General features: G+C 56.3%; 19 protein-coding genes. 7 read left to right on the top strand and 12 right to left on the bottom strand.

The window, feature by feature from the left end; genetic code table 11:
- Positions 1-91: 91 nt before the first annotated feature.
- From ACXAIA_RS12910 to ACXAIA_RS12890, 5 genes are all read right to left on the bottom strand, one after another.
- Positions 92-520 carry an Lrp/AsnC family transcriptional regulator gene (locus tag ACXAIA_RS12910; RefSeq protein ID WP_475349680.1) on the bottom strand — a complete coding sequence of 143 codons (429 nt, stop codon included), beginning with the start codon at positions 518-520 and terminating at the stop codon, positions 92-94.
- A gap of 228 nt (positions 521-748) precedes the next feature.
- Positions 749-1,969: an amidohydrolase family protein gene (locus ACXAIA_RS12905; protein WP_475349679.1), complete on the bottom strand. Its 1,221-nt coding sequence runs from the start codon at positions 1,967-1,969 to the stop codon at positions 749-751.
- The gene (locus ACXAIA_RS12900) at positions 1,962-4,511 is read right to left on the bottom strand and encodes a branched-chain amino acid ABC transporter ATP-binding protein/permease (RefSeq protein ID WP_475349678.1); all 2,550 of its coding nucleotides are present in this window, start codon (positions 4,509-4,511) and stop codon (positions 1,962-1,964) included. The genes ACXAIA_RS12905 and ACXAIA_RS12900 overlap by 8 nt, the downstream gene beginning before the upstream one ends.
- Positions 4,512-4,525: 14 nt before the next feature.
- A complete protein-coding gene (locus tag ACXAIA_RS12895) occupies positions 4,526-5,401 on the bottom strand; it encodes a branched-chain amino acid ABC transporter permease (protein WP_475349677.1) in 876 nt (291 codons plus the stop codon).
- A gap of 105 nt (positions 5,402-5,506) precedes the next feature.
- Positions 5,507-6,694, bottom strand: coding sequence for an ABC transporter substrate-binding protein (locus ACXAIA_RS12890; RefSeq protein ID WP_475349676.1), 1,188 nt, complete (start codon positions 6,692-6,694; stop codon positions 5,507-5,509).
- 270 nt (positions 6,695-6,964) lie between these two features.
- On the opposite strand from ACXAIA_RS12890, the gene ACXAIA_RS12885 reads away from it, so the two are divergent.
- The gene (locus ACXAIA_RS12885) at positions 6,965-7,390 is read left to right on the top strand and encodes a nuclear transport factor 2 family protein (RefSeq protein ID WP_475344537.1); all 426 of its coding nucleotides are present in this window, start codon (positions 6,965-6,967) and stop codon (positions 7,388-7,390) included.
- Between the two features lie 100 nt (positions 7,391-7,490).
- Here ACXAIA_RS12885 and ACXAIA_RS12880 read toward each other — a convergent pair whose 3' ends face one another.
- Positions 7,491-8,204 (bottom strand): GntR family transcriptional regulator, encoded by a 714-nt coding sequence (locus ACXAIA_RS12880; RefSeq protein ID WP_475349675.1) that lies wholly within the window; start codon positions 8,202-8,204, stop codon positions 7,491-7,493.
- 141 nt (positions 8,205-8,345) lie between these two features.
- On the opposite strand from ACXAIA_RS12880, the gene ACXAIA_RS12875 reads away from it, so the two are divergent.
- Complete coding sequence (locus tag ACXAIA_RS12875; RefSeq protein WP_475349674.1) at positions 8,346-9,938, top strand: gamma-glutamyltransferase family protein; 1,593 nt, start codon at positions 8,346-8,348, stop codon at positions 9,936-9,938.
- A gap of 134 nt (positions 9,939-10,072) precedes the next feature.
- Here the strand turns inward: ACXAIA_RS12875 and ACXAIA_RS12870 are convergent, their stop codons facing one another.
- The 5 genes from ACXAIA_RS12870 to ACXAIA_RS12850 all read right to left on the bottom strand — a co-directional run bounded on the left by ACXAIA_RS12870 (position 10,073) and on the right by ACXAIA_RS12850 (position 15,269).
- The gene (locus tag ACXAIA_RS12870; protein ID WP_475349673.1) at positions 10,073-10,825 is read right to left on the bottom strand and encodes an ABC transporter ATP-binding protein; all 753 of its coding nucleotides are present in this window, start codon (positions 10,823-10,825) and stop codon (positions 10,073-10,075) included.
- Positions 10,822-11,583 (bottom strand): ABC transporter ATP-binding protein, encoded by a 762-nt coding sequence (locus ACXAIA_RS12865; protein ID WP_475344530.1) that lies wholly within the window; start codon positions 11,581-11,583, stop codon positions 10,822-10,824. The genes ACXAIA_RS12870 and ACXAIA_RS12865 overlap by 4 nt, the downstream gene beginning before the upstream one ends.
- Before the next feature lie 3 nt (positions 11,584-11,586).
- Positions 11,587-12,765, bottom strand: a complete 1,179-nt coding sequence (locus tag ACXAIA_RS12860) for a branched-chain amino acid ABC transporter permease (RefSeq protein ID WP_475349672.1) — start codon at positions 12,763-12,765, stop codon at positions 11,587-11,589.
- Between the two features lie 4 nt (positions 12,766-12,769).
- Complete coding sequence (locus ACXAIA_RS12855; RefSeq protein WP_475344523.1) at positions 12,770-13,786, bottom strand: branched-chain amino acid ABC transporter permease; 1,017 nt, start codon at positions 13,784-13,786, stop codon at positions 12,770-12,772.
- 121 nt (positions 13,787-13,907) lie between these two features.
- Complete coding sequence (locus ACXAIA_RS12850) at positions 13,908-15,269, bottom strand: ABC transporter substrate-binding protein (RefSeq protein WP_475349671.1); 1,362 nt, start codon at positions 15,267-15,269, stop codon at positions 13,908-13,910.
- Positions 15,270-15,471: 202 nt separating this feature from the next.
- On the opposite strand from ACXAIA_RS12850, the gene ACXAIA_RS12845 reads away from it, so the two are divergent.
- The 4 genes from ACXAIA_RS12845 (at position 15,472) to ACXAIA_RS12830 (ending at position 20,583) form a co-directional block, all read left to right on the top strand.
- Entirely contained in the window at positions 15,472-17,049 is a 1,578-nt protein-coding gene (locus ACXAIA_RS12845; RefSeq protein ID WP_475349670.1) for a helix-turn-helix domain-containing protein, read from the top strand.
- A 118-nt stretch (positions 17,050-17,167) separates the two neighbouring features.
- On the top strand, positions 17,168-17,551 hold the full coding sequence (locus tag ACXAIA_RS12840; RefSeq protein ID WP_475344517.1) for a response regulator transcription factor: 384 nt from the start codon (positions 17,168-17,170) through the stop codon (positions 17,549-17,551).
- A gap of 83 nt (positions 17,552-17,634) precedes the next feature.
- Entirely contained in the window at positions 17,635-17,814 is a 180-nt protein-coding gene (locus tag ACXAIA_RS12835; protein WP_475349669.1) for a hypothetical protein, read from the top strand.
- Positions 17,815-17,817: 3 nt separating this feature from the next.
- The gene (locus ACXAIA_RS12830) at positions 17,818-20,583 is read left to right on the top strand and encodes an ATP-binding protein (RefSeq protein WP_475349668.1); all 2,766 of its coding nucleotides are present in this window, start codon (positions 17,818-17,820) and stop codon (positions 20,581-20,583) included.
- Between the two features lie 86 nt (positions 20,584-20,669).
- Here the strand turns inward: ACXAIA_RS12830 and ACXAIA_RS12825 are convergent, their stop codons facing one another.
- Positions 20,670-22,169 carry a CoA-acylating methylmalonate-semialdehyde dehydrogenase gene (locus tag ACXAIA_RS12825; protein WP_475349667.1) on the bottom strand — a complete coding sequence of 500 codons (1,500 nt, stop codon included), beginning with the start codon at positions 22,167-22,169 and terminating at the stop codon, positions 20,670-20,672.
- Between the two features lie 170 nt (positions 22,170-22,339).
- On the opposite strand from ACXAIA_RS12825, the gene ACXAIA_RS12820 reads away from it, so the two are divergent.
- Positions 22,340-23,251 carry a LysR family transcriptional regulator gene (locus ACXAIA_RS12820; protein WP_475349666.1) on the top strand — a complete coding sequence of 304 codons (912 nt, stop codon included), beginning with the start codon at positions 22,340-22,342 and terminating at the stop codon, positions 23,249-23,251.
- The last annotated feature ends 56 nt before the right edge of the window (positions 23,252-23,307 follow it).

The following is a 23,307-nucleotide window of genomic DNA, read 5'->3' as shown; positions in this document are numbered from 1 at the left end:
GGGCTTGTGCCTGCTGTCTGACTTTTCACCAATACTGAATAATGGGCTTGGTTATTCATTTTAAATGAACAACCAAATAGCCCCTGTGGTGCTATTTCAGCGACCCCAGAACCGCCAGACTTTCATAACGTTTGACATAGGGAACATGAAATTCCCGCTCGACAAAGGCGCTATATTCTTCCATATCGGCGACCTGTACGCGCAAAACGAAATCATGCGCGCCTGTGACATGGTCACATTGCACGACTTCCGGCATGTTTACCAACGCCGCGCGCATCAAATCATACCGATCTGGCCGGTCGCGTTCCATGGTCAGCAGAACCATCACCGTCATGCCTTTGCCAAACACCTTGGGCGAAACCACAGCAACGTCACGCTCAATCACGCCGGTTTCACGCAACCGTTGCACACGCCGCAGACAGGCAGCAGGCGACAGGCCGACCTTCTCGGCCAACTCATTGCCCGTTTGGCGACTGTTCACCTGTAACAGTTCAAGCAGGCGCAAATCAAACTGATCCATTGTCCGGAATGGCCCTATTTCCGCGCATTCATCTCGTATTGCTAGCGCTAACAATGGACTATTTACGCGATATGAGGAATCGAATTTCCCCCGATCCGCGCGAAAATCACGCAAAAACTGACGTCCTCGATTACGCCCGCTTTGCTTTCACATGCAATCCAACCATTCCAAAACCCAACTTCCGACAAAAAGAGCAGCACATTCGCTGCCCTTTCTCGCTGGTCTGACTTATGGCCTAATAAGCTTTGCAGCAGGGTGCTCAAACGTTACCCGGCCATCCTTCATGCCCCAGATCGGGCGACTGATTTCCGACACAACCTGTGCCCGACTTTGCGCGGGCAGTACGATGAAGCTTGCCGCTTCGCCAACCGCGATCTTGTTGGATCGGCCGAGAAGTTTTGCCGGGGCGTCGGACACCATGCCAAAGCAGTTTTCAAGTTCGGCCTCGGTCGCGAGCTGGCTGACATTGGCATAAAGATTTGCCATTCGTGACAGCGAACAATCGCCATAGGGCGTGAACGGGTTAAGCACATTATTGGTCGCAATGGTGCAGCAAACGCCATGCTCAGAAAGCTTGTGGGCCGGGGCGACACCACATGGCACCGAATGATCATGGTCACGCCCGGTCAGGAAAAGATCGGTTGCCGGCAGCACGGTCAAGCCGATCCCCGCATCGCGCATGATGGCAATGGTGTTGTCGAGTTCCGGTTTGGGCAGAACCGACAGTTTGGTGACATGGCCGATCATCACCCGGCCCTGCCAGCCAAAGGCGATGGATTGTTTGGCGACTTCATCAAGATGACGCCAGCTGGCATCAAGATCGAAGTCCAGATGGAAATCCAGATCGACATCATATTCGCGTGCCATTTCAAACAGGCGCAGGATCTGGCCATTCGGATCAGTATCCATATAAGGACAGCCGCCGAGCAAATCGGCACCGTTATCAAGCGCCTCGCGCAGAAGTTCCTCGGTCCCGGGATAGTTAAAAAGCCCTTCCTGCGGAAACACGCAAATCTCGATATCCATCGCCCAGGCATAGTCGGCCTTAAGCCGCTTGATGGCGTTAAAGCCGGCAAGACCAATGCCCGGATCAATCTCGACATGGGTGCGTACCGCATTGGTGCCCTCGGTAATCGCCCTTTCGATGACTCGGGCACCACGGGCATAAATGTCATCCTCGGTAAAGCCGCTTTTGGCATTGGCAACCGCACTGATGGCACCCTGCAAAGTGCCGGTTTCGTTTTTGGCACGATCCAGGATGCAGGCCTTATCAAGGTGGATGTGGCTTTCAACAAAGCCCGCGCTCAGTAGCTGGCCGCCCGCATCAAAGCTTGGCGCATCGCCGGCAATCGATTGGGCAATCTCAACAATTTTCCCATTCGCGACGGCAAGATCGACAAGCGTGGTCTCACCAGGCAGGCAGGCGTTCCTCACCAGATAATCAAGCATTCTCTTGTGCTCCTTGTTCCGGGCTTTTATCGCCCTGTTCTGCGCCACCCAGATAGGCGGCAATCAGGCGTTCATCCTGTCGCAAATCTGCGGCCTTGCCCTTGGCGACCACCTGCCCCTGTTCCAGGACATAGGCGTAATCGGCGACCGAAAGCGCCATGGTTGCCATCTGATCCACCAGAAGAATGGTGACACCTTCATCGCGCAATTCGCCCAAAATGGCATAAAGTTCCTCGACCATGGCCGGGGCCAGGCCAAGCGATGGCTCATCGAGCAACAGCGCCTTTGGCTTGGCGACCAGACCACGGGCAATCGCCATCATTTGCTGCTCGCCCCCGGACAGAAGACCAGCCGGGCTGTTGATGCGATCGCGCAAACGCGGGAAGCGGGTCAAGATGGCTTCAAGCTCGTCCGCGCTGACCGGTTTGGGTTGCTTATAGGCCCCGAGTTCGATGTTTTCACGCACGGTCAGTTCCGGGAAGACCTGACGGCCTTCGGGGACCAGAACAAGACGCTGCTCGACGATCTGATGCGGGGCAAGGTCATGGATATATTCGTTATTAAGAACGATCTTGCCATCCACGGGGCGGAGCAATCCGGACAGTGCGGTCAGGAAGGTCGATTTTCCCGCACCGTTTGCACCGAGCAGTGCGACCATTTCGCCCTGACGAACTTTAAGGTCAACCGAATGCAGAACCGGGGCCGCGCCATAGCCCGCGGTCAGACGCAGCGTTTCGATCACCGGGGAGTCCCCGGCTTCAAACGGGATCGGACGTGGGCGCGCCTTCATTTCCCCGTCGCCAAGGTAGGCGGCAATGACCTGCGGGTCTTTTTGCACGGCTTGGGGCGTGTCAAAGATGATCGGGGTTCCGGCATCAACCGCCAGAATCTGATCGGAAATGCCCATGACCATTTCCATGTCATGTTCGACCAGCACCACGGTAATTCCGGCATCGGCCAGTTGACGCAGCAATTTGGCCAGTGACACCTTGTCGGCATGCATCAGACCCGCGGCTGGTTCATCAAGCAACAGGACACCGGGTTTGGTCGCAAGGGACCTGGCAATCTCCACCAGCCTGCGATCGACATGCGGCAGATCACCGGCACGGGCATCGATATCGCCGTGATAGCCACAAAAGGCCAGAAGTCCGGCCGCATGATTGCGGTTGGCATCTGATGCAATCGCGCTGAACGGTTTGCCAAATCGGCCGACCGGAAGTCCGGCAATGACGTTATCGATCACAGACATGTTTTCAAACAAACGTGTCGCCTGATAGGTGCGTGCAATGCCATTGCGCGCGGCAAAATCGGTGGGCTTGCCAGCGATGTCCTGCTCGCCGATGCGCACCATACCTTCGGTCGGTTTGTAAAAACCGCTGATGATGTTCAAAAGTGTGGTTTTACCCGCCCCGTTCGGGCCGATGATCGAGGTGACATCGCCCGGCTTGGCGGTAAAGGACACATCATTGACCGCCTTCACCCCGCCAAAGGCAATCGACAGGTTTTCAACCACTAGACCATCGGATTTGGCGTAGGCTTTTAAACCTGCCTCGATCTCGCTCGCCGGGGTGGCGGTCACCCCACGCTTGGTCAGCGGGATAAACCGTTCGATCACACCCACAATGCCACGCGGTGCGATCAACAGAACGACGATCAAAAGACCACCAAAAATCAGCAGGCGATATTCGGCGAAATCAGCCAGAAGTTCGGGCAACAGAACCGACACCGAGGCGCCGACCAGCGGGCCCAGGACCGTGCCGGCCCCGCCCAGAATGACGGCAAACAGATAGAGGATCGACTGGCTGAGCGGGAAGTTTGACGGCGCGATAAACATCATCAGCGGTGCAAACAACGCCCCGGCAAGACCGGCCATGGCCGCGGCAATCGCAAAGCCGGTTGCCTTGACGGTAAAGGCATTATAGCCCAGCGAACTGGCAGCGATTTCGGCATCGCGCATGCTGGTCATTGCCATGCCCCAGCCACTGGTCGCGAGACGGCGGAACGCAAACAGCGCGATCCCGGCCAGAACAACGCACAGCATCACAAGATCGCGTTCGCTAAACATATAGCCAAACAGTTCGGGCATCGGGAAGCCCATCAGGCCGTTTTGCCCGCCGGTCAGTGCGCGCCATTCAATCGCGCCATGCTCTACAATAAAGGCAAAGGCAATCGTCACCATGGCCAGAAACGGTCCGGCCATCCGCACCGCCGACAGTGCCAAAACACAGCCCGCCAATCCGGCAATCACGGTGGCAGCAACCAACGAAAGCCAGAAGTTAAGCCCGGCCAAGGTCAGGATCGCACTGGCATAAGCACCAATGGCAAAGAAGCCGACCTGCCCCAGCGACACGAGCCCCGTGAGGCCATACAAAACGTTCAGCCCAACACACAAAACCGTGGTGATGGCGACAAGGCCGATGACGAATTGGGTATAGCCGCCGGTGATGGTCACCCCGATCAAACCGGCAATGATGGCCGCCAGGATCACGCCATCCAAGGCGACGGGTTTATTAAGCTTGGGCATCGGATTTTTAAACTTCATATCGCGTTTCATCATCAGACCTTCTTGATCGCAGCACGGCCAAACAGACCGCTTGGTTTGACGGTCAGAACCGCGATCACAAGCGCGAACACGACGATGAAGGTGTAGGACGATCCGAGATATGTGGTTACACCGGCCTCAACCAGACCATAGATAAAGCCAGCCAACATCACACTATAAGCCGATGTCATGCCACCCAGAATGGCGACCGCAAAGGCCTTGAGACCGAAAAGCGTGCCCATATCGGAATGCACCGAAAATAGCGGCGCAATCAAAAGCCCGGCACAGCCCGCCAGCATCGATGAAATGGCAAAGGAGCCGGTCACCATCAAGGTGGTGTTGATCCCCATCAGCTTGGCCGCCTGAAGGTTCTGCACAACCGCCAAAAGCGCACGCCCCTGGCGGGTGCGGCGAAACAGCGCATTAAGCGCCAGCGCCACACCAATGGCGGCAACCGGGATCAGGATTTGTTGCGGATAGACACCCGTGCCAAAAACATTCCAGCTTTCGCCAACAAGGGTGGATGGCAGGGTGCGGGGCTCATTGCCGAAGGTAAACAGCACCGCGTTATCAAGCAAAATGCCGCCCGCGACAGTCGCCATCAGCCAGGCTTCGGAATTGCGAATGGCAAACGGGCGGACAAGGAAAAATTCAACCAGAATACCGGCAAACCCGCAGCATAAAATGGCCAGCGGATACCCGACAATGACGGGAAAACCATATCGCTCGCAGAACACAAAGCCCAGAACAGCGCCCAGCATCACCATCGATCCTTGGGCGAAATTGACCTTTGAGGACACCGAATAGGTGATCTGGAACCCAAGCGCGATCAGGCCATACATACTGCCCAGACCGATCCCGGTAATCAGGGCTGCGATTAAAAGTGTCATTGCCAGTTGCCTGCTTATGCCGTGCACGCATGTGCATCATTTAAAATGGATAAATCCCCGAATGGCGCGCATTGGGGAACGCGCCATCCGGGTTAGATAACGTGCTTATTTGATCGGAACGATCTGACCTTCGACGAAATGCGCGAAGGTGTAATCTTCCGGACCAAGCGCATCCTGATCATCGGGGGTGAACGGCGTGTCATAGGTTTTGATCATGCCTTCAACACCGCTGATCTCGTACATCGCTTTGCGGATGGCCGGACCTTCGGTCGAACCGGCTTTTTCAATCGCCGCTGCAATCAGAAGGGTCGCGTCATACGCGTTGGCAATACCCGTTGCCGGGGTCACGTCGGCAAGGGTTTCGATCTCCGGGAATTTTTCCTGAAGTTTGACAAACATCGGGTTTGCCGGATCGGTGAACAGATAGGTCTGAATGAAGTGGACTTTCTCGCCCGACTTGCCTGCCAGTTCGGTGAAACGACCACCGGCCGGACCCCAATGCGATGAAATCGGAACATCCCAGCCCATACGATCAAGCGACTTGATCACCTGTGCGGTCGGGGCAACGTTGGCAACCACGAACAGGGAATCTGCACCATTTTCCTTCAGACGGGTCAGCTGCGGGACAACATCAACGTCGTTGGATTCAAACTTTTCAATCCCGGCATGTTCCATACCACGTTTATCAAGCGCCTTGAGCAAGCCCTTCTCGTTGGACTCCCCCCACGGGTTGTTGATCAGGATCATGCCAGGCTTTTTGGCATCGTAATTGGCGATCAGATATTCCGTGATGGCTTCGTCGACATATTCATCAACGGCGGAAACGCGGAAAACATAGTTTTCCTCGGCACCGTTTTTGGTGATGCCGGTCCCTGCAGCCCACGGACCGACAAACGGAATTTTCTGCTGGTTAACATAGGGCACGATGGCAAAGGAGACCGGGGTATCAAGACCACCCAGGATCGCTGCAACGCCTTCGCGCTGCGTCAGTTCACGGGCGGCAACCAGACCCTTGCCCGGGTTGCTTTCATCATCACGCGAAACAAGTTCAAGCGGCTTGCCAAGAACACCGCCCTCGGCATTGATCTTGTCCATCGCAAGGGTGATGCCACGCGTGATGGCTTCACCCGATTTCGCCGACTGACCACTAAGTGCTGCAACAAGACCAAGCTTGATGGTGTCTTCTGCACGGGCATCCTGGGCCGGCAGGGTGGCGGCAAACATCAGCGCAGCAGTGGCCCCGAGAAGGGCGGCACGGCGCGTTATTTTCCCAAAAGGCGAAGAAATAGGCATGAGAGACTCCCTGATTATGTGACTGCGTCGTCCGGCGTCGCGTATTTATGATGCGCACCAAATCGTCACCGCACTGCAGCAAGCGACATGCCAAGAATCAGAACCATTCAAAATCAAATACTTAGATAATTTTCTGTGATTCCTAAAACCGCAATTGCCTCATGTATACGCAGATTGCATGCAATTTTTGCATAAAATTAGTGCATGCAAATTTTATGCACAGCGTTTATGCTGTGGACAGATCAATTCCCGCGAACAGAGGACCTTCAAATGACCGACCAAACCACGGAAAATGTGCTCGACACCCTGCCGCCCGAGGCGCAGACCGTGCGTGATTTTCTTGATGCCTCGATGAAGCCCGACCCCGAACTGGCGGCAACTTTCATGTCTGATGATGTCGTCATCACCTTTACCGATGGTCAGAAATACGACCATCCGGCGGGCACCACGGCATTCAACGCTGCACGTTATAAATGGGTAAAAAAGAAGTTCGGTCAGTTCGATGTCGCCCACACCAACGGCCAGACCGTTGTTTACAGCACCGGCTGGCTATACGGCGAATGGCCGGACGGCACCCCGTTTGAGGGCAACCGCTATATCGACCGTTTCGTGATTGAAAACGGCAAGATCATCAAAATGGATGTCTGGAATGAAAGTGCGGAACGCATTCTGATCCGCAAGGGCATCAAGGCATAACAAAGATTGCATGCAAAACGCACAGATCACACAGCAGCACGCACCTTGCCTCATTGGAATGGAGGATGCGCGGTTGTGTGATCATTGGCAAGATGCCGCCTTATTCCCCGCCGTCGCGCACTTTTTTGGCATAGGGTTCAAGCGCATCGAGATACAAAAGCGGCCCGCCTTCCTCTGTCGTGAACAGGGCGCGGTCGGCAACGGCGGTCAGGTGATGACGCATCAGTTTGCGCGCCGTGTCCTCGTCCCCCTTGGCAAGGGCATCGATAATCTGGCGGTGTTCCTGAATGCCGCAATCGGTCGAATGCGGGCGGGCATAGAGCGACAGCGTCAAGCCACAGCGATAACCGATCTCCTCGACATAGCGCAGCAAAACCGGGCTTCCGGCAAGGCGCGCCAGCAGGATATGGAACTCGGTGGCAAGCCGGATCGAAATCGGCTCGGATGCGTTTTCGGCTTCGACTTCCTTGGCAAGATGGGCTTCAAGTTCGGCCAGAATTTCCGGGCTCATATTCTTGATCACACGGCTGATGACAAGATCTTCGATCTGGGTGCGGAGCTCAAAAAGATCGCGTGCTTCTTCCAGGCTGGGTTTGGCAACCATCGCCCCCTTGTTGCGGCGAAGCTCCACCAGACCTTCGGCGGCAAGCCGTTCAAGCGATTGGCGAATAAGGGTTCGGCTGACCCCGAAACGTTCCCCCAGCGAATCTTCGGGCAGCTTCATGCCCGGCATCAATACACGTTCGAGAATTGCCGAACGCAATGCCGAACTGATCATGTCTGTGCGATGCTTTGCCTTGTCCGCTGCTTTCATCCCTGTCCGCCGAGTTTCTTGTTTCGAACATTTTATGCCCTGCGCTTGTATAAAGGATTGTATGCAATTTCGCCACTCTCGATCCACGCGCACTCCAAAACCATTTGAATTCAACCATCCTGGCTGAAAGACCCAAATCCGATGACCGAACACCAGACTGCCTCAAAATGCCGCGCCATGGTCACAAGTCCGAGCACCGCGGCCAGCGAAGCCGGGGCCACGGTCCTGCGCGATGGCGGGACTGCGATCGAGGCCGTGGTTGCCACCGCCTCGGTTCTGGCGGTGACCTATCCGCATTTTTGCGGCATTGGCGGCGATGCGGTCTGGATGGTTTCCGATAACAGCGGCAAGGTGCAATCCTTCCTTGGCATTGGTCAGGCGGCCGAAAACGGGGCTGAGACCGTCGCGCCCAACACGCCCATTCCATTGCGCGGGCCGGGCTCAACCCTGACCACCGCCTGCACGGTGGATTCCTGGCAGCATGCACTTGATCACTCGGCAAAACGTTGGGGTGGCCGCAAGAACTTGGCGGACCTGATTGCGCCGGCGATTGAACTGGCCGAGAACGGCTTTGCGATCAGTCCCTCGCAGTGTTTCTGGCTTGATTTCCGCAAGGAAGACATCGCCAATTGGCCGGGTTTTATGGATGTTTTCACACCAGACGGTCGCATGCCCCATGCTGGTGAAACCTTCTGCCAGCCACAACTGGCCAGCAGCCTGAAACGCATTGCCCAATTCGGCGCACGCAACTTTTACGAAGGCGCCCTGGCCGATCAGATTGTCAAAGGCCTGTCTGCGGTCGGCTCCCCGATCACCAAGGCGGATTTGGCGAAAACCCGCACCCGCACGGTCGATGCCGTATCGCTTGACTATGGCGACGTCACTCTGTTCGCCCCACCCGCACCGACGCAAGGTTTGGCGACGCTCATGACCATGGGTGTTTTGCGCGAACTGGGCGCAAAAGACTGGGCTGAAGGAAACGCCGATCATTACCATCTGGTGGTCGAGGCCATCAAACGCGCCTTCCTGAAGCGCGATCAGATCGCTGATCCTGATTTCACCGACACCGATTTCACAGCCCTTCTGAAGGGCGCTGGTCTTGCCGCAGACGCCAAAGATATCTCGCCCACCAAGGCGCTTGATTGGCCCCATCGGTTCCGTCATGGCGATACCGTATTCCTTGCAGCCAAGGACGAAAACGGCAATTGCGCCAGCGTCTTGCAAAGCACCTATTTCGATTGGGGCAGCGGGGTTGTTGCGGGTGATACCGGCATTGTCTGGCAAAACCGCGGGGCCGCGTTTAGCACCGATCCAAGCCACCCGAATGCCTTCGCACCGGGAAAACTGCCGTTCTATACACTCAATCCCGGCCTCGCCCTGAAAGACGGCAAACCGCACTTGCTGTACGGGACGCAAGGGGCCGATGGGCAACCACAAACCCTTGCCATGTTGCTTACCCGCTTGCTTGATTTCGGCCTATCGCCACTAGATGCGCTCACCAAACCGCGCTTCCTGCTGGGCAAGACATTTTCCGATACCAATGACAGCCTGAAGCTTGAAGTCGATGCCGGGGACAATGTGTTTGATGAACTGGTCGCCCGTGGCCATGTCCTTCGTGCGATCGAACAACAAAGTGCGCTGGCCGGTCAGGCCGGGATCATTCGCATTGATCAGGATGGTTTTGTTGACGGGGCACATGACCCGCGCAGTGACGGCATGGCGATTGGCGTGTAACGCTCTCCATCATCCATCACGCATCCTTTACAACGGAAAAGGCCGCGCCCAGTCGGCACGGCCTTGCCTGTTCCGAAGCTCCCCTTACAACTAAGCTTCGGAAACTTCCCCCATGCAAAAGATGCTAGCTGGCACTAGATTGCAAGGTACTGATCACGCAGTTCCTCATCATCAAGAACCGCCTGCGCAGTCCCGTCAAAGACGATCTCGCCGCTGTCCATGATGATGGCACGGTCGGCCAGTTTCAGGGCTGCAATCGCGTTCTGCTCGACAATAATCGTGGTGATGCCAAGCTTCTTGACGTTTTGCAGGGTCTTTTCGATTTCCTGAACAATGACCGGCGCCAGACCTTCATACGGTTCATCCAGCAGCAGGATCTTGATGTCGCGCGCAAGCGCACGGCCAATGGCGAGCATTTGCTGCTCGCCACCGGAAAGTGTGATGGCTTCCTGTTGCGCCCTTTCACCAAGACGCGGGAACAGTTCATAGATGCGCTGGATCGACCAGCCATGCGGCTCGGCAATCTGGGCCAGTTCAAGGTTTTGCTCAACCGTCATGCCCGGAATGATGCGGCGATCTTCGGGCACCAGCTGCAGGCCCAGACGGGCGGCCTGCCATGCCTTCATTTCGTGCAATGGCTTGTGATCAAGCCAGATCTCGCCATGTTTGAGTTCCGGGTCGCCCATGCGGGCGAGCGTGCGAAGTGTTGATGTCTTGCCTGCCCCATTACGTCCGAGAAGGGCAAGAATTTCGCCCTCGCGGATGTCAAAGGACAGCCCCTGAACGATGTAGCTTTCACCGTAATAGGCGTGGATATCATAGACCGAGAAAAAGGCCGGATCGCCACCCTGTTTACGGACAGGTTCCTGTTTTGGCAGCGCGTTCATTCTGCTTCCCCTCCGAGATAGGCTTCCTTGACACGTGGATCATTGCGGACTTCTTCCGGGGTGCCTTCACAAATGATGGCCCCCTGCGCCAGAACGCTGATGCGATCAGCCAGGCTGAACACAACATGCATGTCGTGCTCGATAATCACCTTGGTCATGCCGCGTTCCTTGATCCGTTTGAGCAGATCAATCGTGCGGTTGGTATCATGGCGCGCCATGCCCGCGGTCGGCTCATCAAGCAGGAACAGCTTGGGATGTTGACCCAGGCACATGGCAAGCTCGAGACGGCGTTTGTCACCACGCGACATCGAACCGGCCAGGTGGTCCTTGTGCTGAAGCAATCCGACATCCTCAAGAAGGTGCTCGGCTTGTTCGAGAACTTCTTTTTCCGCAAACAGGCTGTTGAGGAAGTTCATTTTGAAAATGCCTTCGCGCTTGGCAAAGGCCGGCACCATCACGTTCTGTAAAAGCGACAGTTCCGGGAAGATTTCCGGCGTCTGGAAAACACGCGCAACACCAAGCTGGTTGATCTCGTGCGGCTCCTTGCCGGTCAGAACCTGATCGCCCAGCAACACACGGCCACGGCTGGGTGCCAGACGTCCGACAATCACGTTAAGCAATGTCGACTTACCCGCACCGTTCGGTCCGATGATCGCGTGCACGGTGCCTTCCTTGACCCGAAGGTTGATATCGGAAAGCGCCTGCAGACCGCCAAAGTTCTTGTCGACGTCGGTGACGTCAAGAATGTATTCGGACATGGATCAGACCTCCCCCGCCGATGTTTGTTCTTTTTCTTTGTTTTCATGGTCGCCGGATTTCGGCTCGGCTTTTTCACGGTTGGTCACCAGACGCGTCAGGCGACTGATACCTTCCATGATGCCACCGGGCAGGAAGATCACGATCAGCATGAAGACAAGGCCAAGGGTCAAATGCCAGCCTTCGCCAACAAACAGGCCAACCACGGATGCGACCGGGTGTGCCAACCAATCAGGCAGGAAGGAAAAGGCATTGAGCAGCACGGTATCGTTAAAGGCCGAGAAGATGTTCTCGAAGTATTTAATGATACCAGCACCCAGAAGCGGACCGATCAGCGTGCCAACACCGCCAAGGATCGTGATCAGAACGACCTCGCCCGATGCGGTCCACTGCATGCGCTCTGCACCTGCCAGCGGATCGGTCACGGCCAGAAGCGAACCGGCAAGCCCGGCATACATGCCCGAGATGACAAAGGCCGTCATCAGATAGGGACGCGTGCTGAACCCGGTATAACCCATACGGTTCTGGTTCGACTTGATCGCGCGCAGCTTAAGCCCGAAGGGCGAGCGGAAGATACGCAAGTAAATGAAGAACGAAATCAGCATCAGGGCCGCACAGATATAGAAGCCCGAATAACCGATGCCTTCAATCCCGAACAGGTTCGGGGTCGGAAGCGATCCATCATTGACGATGCCCGACATGCGATCAAGCACGCGCGGATCGGCCTGTTCAAGCTGCAGACCGGTTTCACCATTAGTGATCGGGGTCAGAACCGAATAGGCCAGGTTATAGGACATCTGCGCAAAGGCCAGTGTCAGGATCGAGAAGTAAATCCCCGAACGACGCAAGGACACAAAGCCGATGGCCAGTGCAAACAGCCCGGAAAGGACCGTGCCAAAGATCAATGCCGGAATGACATTCATCGACAGCAGTTTGAACGACCAGACGGCGGTGTAGGACCCGACACCCAGAAAGGCTGCGTGACCAAAGGACAGATAGCCGGTCAGACCAAACAGAATGTTATAGCCGATGGCAAAGATGCCAAAGATCATGAATTTCTGCATCAGGTCAGGATAGGCCGCCCCGAAAGGCTGCAGCCACAACGGCATGGTCAGGACCACGGCCGACAGAATGGCCATGAAGATCATATCTTTTTTGGGCGAGACGATTTTTGTATTGGACATTTTTTTAGCTCTCCATCACGCCCCGGCGTCCCATCAGACCGCGCGGACGGGTCAGCAGAATGACGACGGCAACAAGGTAGATGATGATCTGGTCAATCCCGGGAAAGATGTCTTTTACCTCGGTCATGGACGAGAAGGACTGCAGGATCCCCAGCAGGAAGCCAGCGGCCACCGCACCGGGCAAGGAGCCCATGCCACCCACAACAACGACGACGAATGACAGCACCAGGAAGTCCATGCCCAGATGGTAATCCGGGGGCAGAACCGGCGTGTACATCACGCCTGCCAGACCCGCGACCACGGCCGCGATGCCAAACACAATCGTAAAGCGACGTTCGATATTGATGCCCAGAAGTTCGACCGTTTCACGGTCCGCCATCCCGGCACGGACCACCATCCCGTAGGTAGTGAAATGCAGGAAGGAGAAGACCAGGCCAATCGTCGTCAGCGAGAACGCCAGATAAATAAGACGCCACCATGGATAAACCACGGCTTCACCCAGACCAAAGATCGCCCCGACGGCAGCAGAACCTGCGACAATGTCAGGCGCGCCTTGCGGGATCGGGTTTGCGCCAAAGGTCGCCTTGACCAGTTCCTGAAGAACAATGGCCAGACCAAAGGTCACCAGAATTTGCTCGGCGTGTGGACGCTTGTAGAAATACCGGATGAGAGAGCGTTCCATGACAATGCCGATCAACAACATCACCGGTATTGCCAGAATGATGGATATTGGCACTGACCAATCAATGATCGCCGTACCGGTATCGCCAAACCAAAGTTCGAGGTAGGGCGTTTCCTTGTAGGCATCAAAGAAGGTTACCGACTCATCCTTGACCTTGACTGAGAGGGTCAGGAGTTTTTCCACTGTAACCGCACAGAAGGCCCCCATCATGAAGATGGCCCCATGTGCAAAGTTCACCACGCCAAGCGTGCCGAACACCAGGGTCAGGCCAAGCGCAATCAGTGCATAGGCACCGCCCTTGTCCAGACCATTCAGGATTTGAAGAAATATAGCGTCCATCAGGTTATCCGCCGCGTATTCGTAAGGGACTTAGTCAAAAGTCGTACAGGCCGAGGCCAGAGGGCAAACGGGCCGACCATTGGGAGAATGGTCGGCCCTGCTTGCATCAATGTTGGGTGTATCAGGCTTGATACGGGCCCAGTTCTCCGCCGAACATGTCGGCCGGATACTCGACCTGTGCACGCGGAACGTTCTTGACGACTTCGAGAAGGTCGAAGTTGGACTGCGGGTTTTCTTTACCACGCACAACCAGAACGTCTTTGAAGCACTGGTGATCTTCTGCACGATACAGGGTCGGGCCGTTGCCCGCGCCATCGAACTCGAAGCCTTCGAGCTGCTTGATGACTTCCCAAGGTGCGAAAGTACCGGCCATTTCGCAGGCGTTTGCATAAAGCAGCGTCTGGACGTAGCAGGTATGCGCCGCCTGGGACGGCGGGAAGCCGTATTCCTGACCGAACGATTTCACGAAGGCTTGCGAACCGGCATCCGTCAGCGACCAGTGCCAGTTGGTGGTCCCAAGGATACCTTTTGCAGCTTCGCCAGCACCCTGTGCCATCAGGCGGGAATACAGCGGAACAACGATTTCGAAGTTCTTGCCATTCACCTGCTTGTCACGCAGACCGAACTGAACGGCCTGGGTCAGGGAGTTGACCATGTCCTTACCATAGTGGTTCAGGATAAGGACATCCGCGCCAGAGTTCAGAACCGGGGTGATGTACTGCGAGAAGTCACCTGCACCCACCGGGGTACGAACGGTGTTCACAGTTTCCCAACCGATATTCTCGGTCGCGGCCTTGATCGATTCTTCCTGGGTCCAACCCCAGGTGTAATCGGCCGTCAGGTGGTAAGCGCGGCGCTCGTTGCCATACTCGTCAAGCAGAACCGGTGCGATCGCCTGACCGGACATGTAAGCGTTGAAGAAGTGGCGGAAGCCATAACGCTTTTTGTCTTTACCGGTGGTGTCGTTCGAGTGGGTCAGACCCGCCATGAAGATGACGCCCATTTCCTGGCAAAGACCCTGTACGGCGATTGCCACACCAGAGGACGAACCACCGGTAACCATCGCCACATTGTCTTTTTCAATCATACGCTTGGCAGAAGCACGCGCGGCATCGGACTTGGTCTGGGTATCACCGGTCACGAACTCGACTTTCTTGCCGAGGATGCCGTTACCCTTGAGCTCAAGCGGCTTCATGGTATTGATCATACCACCGTCGCCTTCGCCGTTGATGTGCTTGACCGCAAGCTGATAGGCACGCAATTCGTCAGCACCCTCATCGGCATACGGGCCGGTCTGCGGCACGTTGAAACCGAGTTTGACGCTGGCTGCATTACCCGGATCGCCACGGAAGGTCTGGGCATGCGCATTCTTGATGAAATGCATCGGGAAAGTGCCGCCAATGAGGGCTGCACCCGTGGTTGCCGCGGATCCCTTCAGGATCGTACGACGAGATACATTTCCGATAAGCTTAGTCTCCGACATGGTTTTCCTCCCCAATGTCTTGGGATCTGTTTCAGAGAAATCTTGAGGCCTGTTTTCTGGTTCGTTTTTTATCGACCTGTCAAAACAATGAGGAGCAATTGAAAATTAATCAACACCTAGTTGATATAAAACAGTTTTTTTGTAAATATATAGATGAGCGTTGTGAAAATTTGTAAATCTTGTCAACAGGTAAGACTTTAGTATGGCGCGACAGGCCCCCATCGGACACCGCATTCGCGGTCGCAGAAAAGACATCGGGATGACCCAGAATGCCCTGGCAAAGGCTGCGGGCATCTCGGCGTCCTACCTTAATCTGATCGAACATAACCGCCGCTCGATCGGGGGCGGATTGCTGATGCGCATTGCCGAGGCGCTCGAAATTCACCCCCACACTTTATCGGGCTCCGAGGAAAGCCGGTTGCTGTCTGATCTGGCCGAGGCCGCCTCAGACCCGGTCTTTCGCACGACCCCGGTCGAAAGCCGCGATTTCCCGGCCATGATCGCCGCAGCCCCTGGCATGATCACGGCCTTCCTGTCGCTGTATCGCGCCTATCGCAGTGGCCTGGATGATATCGACGCCCTGTCAGAACGGCTCAGCCATGATCCCTTCCTGACCGAGGCCAGCCATTCGATCCTGACGCGGATTACCTCGATCCGCACCGTTGCCGAGATTTTTGATGACTATGATGATCTTTCGCCAGATCAGCGCGCGCGCTTTAACGCGACACTGGTGCGGGAATCCCAGCGGCTTGCAGAATCCGCGACCGAGATTTTCAACTTTCTTGAACGCGGCGAGGCCGGACGACCGGCTGCCAGCCCGGCCGAGGAAGTTGACGATCTGCTTTATGACAATGCCAACCACTTCCCGCCCCTTGAAGAACATGCCAACAAGATGCGCCCGGCCATTGACCCGGAAGGCGGCCTCTATCTGACGGATTTGATCAACTATCTTGAAGATACCCACAAAACCCGGATCGAGCGCCTGCCATCCGAGGACTTCCTGACCAGCGGCTATCAGTGGGATGCCAAGAACAACACGCTTCGCATCTCGCGCGCCCTGCCGATCACCTCGGCCCGCTTTCAGGCTGCGCGCACCATTTGCCGGCTTGAGGCCGCCGAGCCGATTAACGAAATCCTTGATCAGGCCCAGATCGGCAGTCCGGCCGGACGGGTGCGCGCCTCCGAGGCGCTGATATCCTACGCCGCGGCGGCCTTGCTGTTTCCCTATGATCTGTTTTTGGATGATGCGCGCAGCCTGCGCCATGACATCGAGCTTTTGCAGCAGCGCTACGCCGCAAGCTGGGAGCAGATCTGCCACCGCCTGACGACACTGCGCCGTCCGGGGGCCGAAGGCATTCCGTTCCACCTGGTGCGTACTGATATTGCCGGAAATATTTCCAAACGCTTCTCGGCATCCGGCCTGCAATTGCCGCGTTATGGCGGGGCCTGCCCGCGCTGGGTGGTGCATGAAGCCTATACCGCGCCCGAACGCGTCATCCCGCAATTTGTCCGCCTGCCCGATAACAGCGAATACCTGTTTATCGCACGCGCCCTGCGATCCGGTGCGGGCGGATATGGCGTGCCCCGTTCGGTCCACTCGGTGATGATTGGTTGTGACACGGCCTTTTCCAATGATGTGGTCTATGGTGATCGATTGTCGCTTGATCGCCCGGAATCCGCCGTTCCAGTCGGGATTTCCTGCCGCCAGTGCCCGCGCGAAGATTGCGCCCAGCGGGCCTATGAAATGGCTGACGGCACGCCGAAAACCGCCCCGAAATGATCGGCAATCGCGATCACAAGCGTTGCCTTATGTATACCACCCCAAAGTAGCATTATCATTCGGGTCATAAGCCGTTAGGATTGGGAATATAACAATCCGAAAAATCGGGAGAACGTCCTTGAGTGAGAGACCAAAGGTCTTGATTGCCGAAGACGAGGAAACAATTGTCGAATCACTCAGCTTTCTGATGGAAAAGGAAGGCTATGACGTCAGCGTCGCCACCGATGGCCGCACGGCGATTTCCATGATCGCGCGCGACATCCCCGACATGGTGCTGCTGGATGTCATGATGCCCGTCTGTGACGGGTTTGAAGTCGTGCGCGCAACGCGGAACGATCCAAACACCCGACAAATTCCCATCATGATGCTGACCGCCAAAACCCGCGAAGTGGACCGCCGCAAGGGGCTGGAACTTGGCGTGGATGATTTTGTCACCAAGCCGTTTTCAACCCGCGACGTCGTTTCCCGGGTCAAGGCCCTGCTTGAACGCGCGGCAAACTGAAACGCGGCTTCGCGTTCTTCTCCAACCGGCAGGAGGCCCCCATCACACCGCCACGCAGACTTACCGAACGGGCTCTTGCGCTGATGCTGGTGGCTTTGTTTATCTGGCTGCCGCCGATTGTCGGGATGTTTTCCCTTGATGGCACCATCCTTGGCCTGCCGATCCTGTTTGTCTATTTCTTTGCCGGATGGGGCATTCTGATTGCGTTGTGCGCCATCCTGACAAGCGCGCTTCGCCACGCCGCCCAGGCCGAGAGGAAATAGCCCATGCTTTCCTCGGAACTGGTTATCCTTGTTTCGCTGATTTATGTCGGCCTGCTCTATGCGATTGCATGGTGGGGTGACAAACGCGCACGTGATGGCCATTCCTGGGTCCGCAACCCGACGGTCTATACCCTGTCCATCGCGGTCTATTGCACGTCCTGGACGTTTTATGGCGCGGTAGGCACGGCGGCGCGCAACGGGCTTGAATACCTTACGATCTATCTCGGCCCGACCGTGATCTTTCTCGGCTGGTGGTTCCTGCTGCGCAAGATGCTGCGCATTTCCAAGGCCCATCGCATTACCTCGATCGCCGATTTTATCTCGTCACGCTACGGCAAAAGCACACAGCTTTCAGTCCTCGTCACCCTGATCGCGGTGATCGGCACCACCCCCTATATCGCGCTTCAACTCAAAGCAATCGCCACCAGCTACACAGTGCTGACGGTCTGGGATCACGGCATGATCGAGCCGGTGCGTGAAACCGTCAGCATCTTTTCCGATAGCGGCTTCTGGGCGGCGGTTGGCCTGACCCTGTTTGGCATTCTGTTTGGCACGCGCTTCATTGATGCCGATGAACATCACGAAGGCATGGTCGCTGCCATTGCCTTTGAAAGCCTGGTCAAACTTTTCGCCCTTTTGGCAGTCGGGTTCTTTGTCTGCTTTGTCATGTATGACGGGCTTGGGGATCTGTTTTCCCAGTCTGCTGCAAATGCCGATACGGCAAAACTGTTGGTCCTGCCTGAAGATGGCAGTTCACGCTGGTTGACCCTGATGATGCTTTCGATGGCGGCCATCCTGTGTCTGCCGCGCCAGTTTCAGGTCATCATTGTTGAAAATGTCGATGAACGCCATCTTGCCACCGCAAGTTGGGCCTTCCCGCTTTATCTGTTGGCGATGAACCTGTTTGTCCTGCCGATTGCACTGGCCGGGCTTGGCGCGCTTCCGGTCTGGTCGGACCCGGACTTCTTTGTGATTTCCGTCCCCCTGTTTGAAGACCAATCCATGCTGGCCCTTCTCGCCTATGTCGGGGGTCTTTCGGCCAGTACCAGCATGGTGATTGTCGCGACCATTGCGCTGTCGACCATGGTCTGTAACGACCTGATCGTGCCCGCACTATTGCGCATTCGCCCGCTGCGCCTGACCGAACGCGATGATCTGACCGGGCTTCTGATCTTTATCAGGCGGGCTTCGATCGTTGTCGTGGTGTTTCTTGGCTTTGCCTATTACCGATCTGCCGGCGCCAGTGATGCCCTGGCCGAAATCGGCCTGATTTCCTTTGCCGCCATTGCGCAATTCATCCCGATCATGATTGGTGGGCTGTACTGGAAGGGCGGCACACGCACCGGCGCACAAGTCGCACTTACCATCGGGTTTGCCGTTTGGGGCTATACGCTTCTGCTGCCATCGCTTGCCGATAGTGGCTGGATGGACCCGTCCCTTATCCTCAACGGCGCCTTTGGTCATCCGTGGCTGCGCCCCGAAAGCCTGTTTGGGTTGACCGATTTCGCCCCGCTGACCCATGCACTGATCTGGTCGATCTCGCTCAACACCGCGGCCTATGTGTTGATCAGTCTGTTTACCGAACCAAGCGCGCTTGAGCGCATTCAGGCCACCCTGTTTGTTGATGCCTTTTCGCGTAAAGGCCAGGACACCGTGATCTGGCGTTCCTCGGCTTCGGCCAATGATCTGTATGAACTGGTCGAACGGTTTCTGGGCCGTGATCGCGCCTATCAATCCTTCCGCCAGTTTGATCGCAGCATCGATCCCACCTGGCGTGGCAAGGGCGAAGCCGATGCCGACATGATCGCCTTTACCGAACGCCTTTTGGCCGGGTCCATCGGCGCGGCATCGGCCCGCGTGATGGTATCATCGGTCGCCAAGGGCGAAATGGTCAGCCTCGAGGAAGTGCTTGAGATCCTCGAAGAAACCTCACACGTCATTGAATATTCCCAGCGCCTTGAACAAAAATCCCATGAGCTTGAACAGGCGGCCGCCGAACTGCGCGCGGCCAACGAACGGCTCAAGGAACTGGACCGGCTCAAGGATGAATTCCTGACCATGGTCAGCCATGAATTCCGAACCCCGCTGACCTCGATCCGGTCCTTCTCGGAAATCCTGGTCGATTCCCCCAATCTTGATCCGAAACAGACCGACCGGTTCCTTGAAATCATTGTCCGCGAAAGCGAACGTCTGACACGTCTGATTGACGATCATCTCGATCTTGCCCGTCTTGAAGCCGGCCATTCCGACTGGCGCGCGGTCGAGGTTGATCCACGCACCGTGCTTGATGAAAGCATCGAGGCGGTCAAAGGTGTATTTGATGCCAAGGGTGTGGTGCTCACCAAGGAATATTCACGCAATTCGGTGCTGCTGCATGTTGACCGGGATCGCCTGACGCAGGTCTTTATCAATCTGCTGTCAAATGCTGCCAAGTTTTCCGACCCCGACCACCCGGAAGTTTCAGTGCGCGGCGAAGCCATGGATGGCGGCTATCTGGTGTCGATCACAGATAACGGCAAGGGTGTTGCCGCCAACGAGCTTGAGATCATCTTTGACAAATTCTCGCGCGGCGGCAAATACGCCGATGACAAACCAAAACCCTCTGGCTCCGGACTTGGTCTGGCGATTGCCAAACATGTTGTCGAGCATTGTCAGGGCAAGATATGGGCCGAAAGCCCGCCCGGGCGGGGTGCGACCTTCCGCGTCTTCATCCCTGGCGAAATGATGGAGGCGATTGATCCCGCCAAACCCGACAGCTTCGCCAAGTAATCCAGCTTTCAGAATCAAAAAGGGCGCGCAAAGCAAACCTTGCGCGCCCTTCTTCATTGCGATGATCGCAATGCTTATTTCATCACTTACTTCATCGTCGGCATGACGAATTCGGCACCCTTGCGAATGCCGGTCGGCCAGCGCGAGGTGATGGTTTTCAGCTTGGTATAGAAGCGAACGCCTTCCGGGCCATGCATGTGGTGGTCACCAAACAGCGATGCTTTCCAGCCACCAAACGAATGGAAGGCCATCGGGACCGGGATCGGCACGTTGATGCCGACCATGCCGGTCTGGGTGCGGGCCGCAAATTCACGCGCGGTGTCACCATCGCGGGTAAAGATCGCGGTACCATTGCCATATTCATGGTCATCAACAAGGTTGGCTGCCGTGTCGAAATCATCGGTACGCACAACCGACAGAACCGGGCCAAAGATCTCTTCCTTGTAGATGCTCATATCCGGGGTGACGTCATCAAACAGGGTACCACCGACGAAATATCCGTCTTCATAGCCCTGCAGATTGATGTCACGGCCATCAACCACAAGCTTGGCACCTTCTTCGACACCCTTGTTGATATAGCCAACAACCTTGTCGCGGTGTGCAGCGGTGACCAGCGGGCCCATTTCGGCCGCCGGATCGGTGCCCGGTGCGACGCGCAGTTCATTGATGCGCGGAACCAGTTTCTCGATCAGGGTATCTGCGGTTTCCTTGCCAACCGGCACAGCAACCGAAATCGCCATGCAACGCTCGCCAGCCGAACCGTAAGCAGCGCCCATCAGGGCATCAACCGCCTGATCCATATCGGCATCCGGCATGATGATCATGTGGTTTTTCGCACCACCAAGTGCCTGACAACGTTTGCCCTGCGCGGTCGCGGTTTCGTAGATGTATTTGGCAATCGGGGTCGAACCGACAAAGCTGATCGCCGAGACGTCCGGATCAAACAGAAGCGCATCAACCGCTTCCTTGTCACCCTGAACAACGTTGAACACACCGTCAGGAAGACCAGCTTCGGTCAGCCATTCTGCCAGCAGAAGGGATGCCGACGGGTCACGCTCGGACGGTTTCAGAATGAAGCAGTTACCGCATGCAAGGGCGACCGGGAACATCCACATCGGCACCATGGCCGGAAAGTTGAACGGCGTGATACCGGCAACGATGCCAAGCGGCTGACGGACTGAATGGCTATCAACCTTGGTGCCAACGTTCTCGGTGAACTCACCCTTCAAAAGCTGCGGCGCACCGGTTGCGAATTCAACAACCTCGATCCCGCGGGTCACTTCACCCAGCGCATCGGACAGAACCTTGCCATGCTCGGCGGTAATCGCAGCGGCCAGTTCTTCGGAACGCTCTTCGAGGATACCCAGGAATTTGTTCAGAATTCGCGCACGGCGCAGCGGCGTGGTTGCGGCCCATTCGGCTGCAACGGCCGATGCGGATTCAACAGCGGCACGGACTTCGGCCTTGGATGCCAGATCGACGGTTGCGCTTTCGGCGCCCGTTGCCGGATTGAAAACCGGTGCGGAACGGCCGGACGTACCGGCAACGCGTTTGCCGTTGATGTAATGGGTAAGTTGGGTTGCCATTGGGTTTCTCCCGATAAACCTGATGATCAGTGAGACGATCTTAATATTAGATGGGGCCTTTGACCCCAATAACCTGATCCCATTATGGCTATGCACAGGGATGCACATCAATTATCATTTCCGCAAATTCGATGTGCAAAATTTAAAGTCATTAAAGGACAACATCCGCCATGGATTGGGATCGCTTTCGTATCTTCCTTGCTGTCGCCAGGCATGGCCAGATTTTGGCGGCTGCCCGTCAGCTTGGCCTTAACCACGCAACGGTGGGTCGCCAACTGACCGCTCTTGAAAAGGAACTTGGCACCAAGCTGATCGAACGGCGCACCACCGGATCGGACCTGACCCCGGCGGGACAGGAACTCATGCAGGCGGCAGAGGCCGCTGAATCCGCATTCCTGCGTGCTGGCACCGCCGTTTCCAATCAGTCGGAGCTCATCAGCGGCACCGTCCGCGTCGGCGTCCCCGATGGATTGGGCAACTACTTTCTGGCAAGTGAGTTGGCTCACTTTTCATCCAACCACCCGGACCTTGTCATTCAGCTGGTGCCGCTACCGCGTACATTTTCACTCTCGCAACGCGAAGCCGATATCGCCATCACGCTGGATCGCCCAAAACAGGGCCGCTTGGTAATCCGCAAACTCACCGACTACACGCTTAGCGTCTACGCCACCAAATCTTATATCGAACGCTTTGGCGCAGTCGAAACCGAGGCCGATCTAACAGACCGCCTGTTTGTCACCCATATCGAAGACCTGATTTACAGCCGCGCACTCGATTACGCTGCCCGCCTGGGCAAACTGATGAAACGCCGCTTTGAATGCGGCAGTGTGGTCGCCCAGATGGAGGCGGTGCGCAACGGATATGGCATCGGCATCCTGCACGACTACGCCACCGAAGGCATCCCCGACCTCGTCCGCCTGCTCCCCGAAATCCGCTTCACCCGCAACTACTGGATGCTCCAGCACCCCGACACCAAGGACACGCGGAGTGTCGCCGCCATCGCAGAGCATATTACGAAGGTCGTGCGTAGCGCACGGGATAGGTTTGTAGACAATTGGCCTATTAAGCAGTCATCAAATTAATTTCTATGCACACGATAGGTCAGTGCACCACAACTATCCAACGTCAAAATCAACCT

It is taken from the genome of Thalassospira sp. ABL2_045, from assembly GCF_056161285.1.
This window is presented reverse-complemented; position numbering and strand designations above follow the sequence as displayed.

Bases quoted from the DNA above. Each gene is read 5' to 3' on its own strand.
- ACXAIA_RS12910 (WP_475349680.1), bottom strand. From the start codon at position 520: ATGGATCAGTTTGATTTGCGCCTGCTTGAACTGTTACAGGTGAACAGT.
- ACXAIA_RS12905 (WP_475349679.1), bottom strand. From the start codon at position 1,969: ATGCTTGATTATCTGGTGAGGAACGCCTGCCTGCCTGGTGAGACCACG.
- ACXAIA_RS12900 (WP_475349678.1), bottom strand. From the start codon at position 4,511: ATGAAGTTTAAAAATCCGATGCCCAAGCTTAATAAACCCGTCGCCTTG.
- ACXAIA_RS12895 (WP_475349677.1), bottom strand. From the start codon at position 5,401: ATGACACTTTTAATCGCAGCCCTGATTACCGGGATCGGTCTGGGCAGT.
- ACXAIA_RS12890 (WP_475349676.1), bottom strand. From the start codon at position 6,694: ATGCCTATTTCTTCGCCTTTTGGGAAAATAACGCGCCGTGCCGCCCTT.
- ACXAIA_RS12885 (WP_475344537.1), top strand. From the start codon at position 6,965: ATGACCGACCAAACCACGGAAAATGTGCTCGACACCCTGCCGCCCGAG.
- ACXAIA_RS12880 (WP_475349675.1), bottom strand. From the start codon at position 8,204: ATGAAAGCAGCGGACAAGGCAAAGCATCGCACAGACATGATCAGTTCG.
- ACXAIA_RS12875 (WP_475349674.1), top strand. From the start codon at position 8,346: ATGACCGAACACCAGACTGCCTCAAAATGCCGCGCCATGGTCACAAGT.
- ACXAIA_RS12870 (WP_475349673.1), bottom strand. From the start codon at position 10,825: ATGAACGCGCTGCCAAAACAGGAACCTGTCCGTAAACAGGGTGGCGAT.
- ACXAIA_RS12865 (WP_475344530.1), bottom strand. From the start codon at position 11,583: ATGTCCGAATACATTCTTGACGTCACCGACGTCGACAAGAACTTTGGC.
- ACXAIA_RS12860 (WP_475349672.1), bottom strand. From the start codon at position 12,765: ATGTCCAATACAAAAATCGTCTCGCCCAAAAAAGATATGATCTTCATG.
- ACXAIA_RS12855 (WP_475344523.1), bottom strand. From the start codon at position 13,786: ATGGACGCTATATTTCTTCAAATCCTGAATGGTCTGGACAAGGGCGGT.
- ACXAIA_RS12850 (WP_475349671.1), bottom strand. From the start codon at position 15,269: ATGTCGGAGACTAAGCTTATCGGAAATGTATCTCGTCGTACGATCCTG.
- ACXAIA_RS12845 (WP_475349670.1), top strand. From the start codon at position 15,472: ATGGCGCGACAGGCCCCCATCGGACACCGCATTCGCGGTCGCAGAAAA.
- ACXAIA_RS12835 (WP_475349669.1), top strand. From the start codon at position 17,635: ATGCTGGTGGCTTTGTTTATCTGGCTGCCGCCGATTGTCGGGATGTTT.
- ACXAIA_RS12830 (WP_475349668.1), top strand. From the start codon at position 17,818: ATGCTTTCCTCGGAACTGGTTATCCTTGTTTCGCTGATTTATGTCGGC.
- ACXAIA_RS12825 (WP_475349667.1), bottom strand. From the start codon at position 22,169: ATGGCAACCCAACTTACCCATTACATCAACGGCAAACGCGTTGCCGGT.
- ACXAIA_RS12820 (WP_475349666.1), top strand. From the start codon at position 22,340: ATGGATTGGGATCGCTTTCGTATCTTCCTTGCTGTCGCCAGGCATGGC.